Here is a 1,285-nt window from a genome sequence, read left to right on the forward strand (position 1 = left end):
AGGGAAATACTGATTAATTCGCCCTGGACCTAGTCCACACATTGCTAAAGTCAATCGGCAAGAGAGATGGCAGTCTTCGCAAAGCATATGGATGGTATAATAATCCCAGCTCATAAGTACAATTTACGGAGATGCGCATGGATCGTCAGATTACTTTTGCAGACATTCAGAACGCAAGCCGCAAGCGAGTAACCAAGCGTGAGGAGTTCTTACGCCAGATGGATAAAGCAATTCCTTGGGAAGCACTCGTCGCACTGGTAAAACCTTATTACTTCGAGGGAAAGCGCGGTAGAAAACCCATGGGGATCGAAAAGATGCTGCGCATGTACTTTTTGCAGCTGTGGTTCAATCTTTCCGATGAGGGAGTAGAAGACGCAATCTATGACTCGCGTGCGTTCTCTGAGTTTATGGGCATATCATTTGGACTGGGAGATCAGGCACCTGATGCTACAACACTTCTCAAGTTCAGACGAATCATCGAGTCCAAAGGACTTGCCGCACAGATGCTTGATTGCGTAAACGCAGTGTTGGAATCAAAAGGTGTTATGATGCGCGGCGGCTCTATCGTGGATGCAACTTTCATAGAGGCTCCTTCATCTACCAAAAACGCTTCAAAATCCCGTGACCCTGAAGCTCATCAGGGCAAGAAAGGCAACAACTGGCATTTTGGCTACAAGGCTCATATTGGTGTTGATGCGGGAAGTGGACTTGTGCACACCGTTAAGACCACAGCAGCAAACATCTCTGACGTGACACTCGCATACGACCTCGTGCGCAAAGACGATAGCTTCTGTTATGCGGATTCCGGATACACTGGCGTTTCCAAGCGCCCGGAGGTTGCAAGTGATGAGCATCTTTGCGAAGTTACGTGGGTGGTAGCTGAAAAGCCCTCACGTATTAAAGGCATGCAAGGGCTTGCCATCGAGCACGATATCGAGTCACGCAAGGCATCTGTCCGTTCGAAGGTTGAGCATCCCTTCTTGATCGTGAAGAGACAGTTTGGCTATGCCAAATGCCGTTATAAGGGTATCGTCAAAAACGCGAACGCCCTCACTGTCTTGTTTACGCTTGCAAATGTGGCGATGTGGGCACGAGCAGGGTGCCCTGAGGCGCCGGCGGCATCGCCGGCATAGGGAGTACTATGCCCAAAAACGCCTTAAACCCCTGGTAGGGTACCTCATAGAAGGATAGAAGGTGCCTCACAGGGTCTCTCAAGGCAATTTGAAGCAAAAACTCAATGGCGAAGATGAAAAGCTCAGTGTAAGTACCATTAATCAGTGTTTCC

General features: G+C 49.0%; 1 protein-coding gene. It reads left to right on the top strand.

The window, feature by feature from the left end; genetic code table 11:
• The first annotated feature begins 137 nt into the window (after window positions 1–137).
• Complete coding sequence (locus G7Y43_RS10555; RefSeq protein ID WP_165046368.1) at window positions 138–1,133, top strand: IS5 family transposase; 996 nt, start codon at window positions 138–140, stop codon at window positions 1,131–1,133.
• The last annotated feature ends 152 nt before the right edge of the window (window positions 1,134–1,285 follow it).

Origin of the sequence: Adlercreutzia sp. ZJ138, assembly GCF_011038935.1 — a bacterium.
Taxonomy (GTDB): Bacteria; Actinomycetota; Coriobacteriia; order Coriobacteriales; family Eggerthellaceae; genus ZJ141.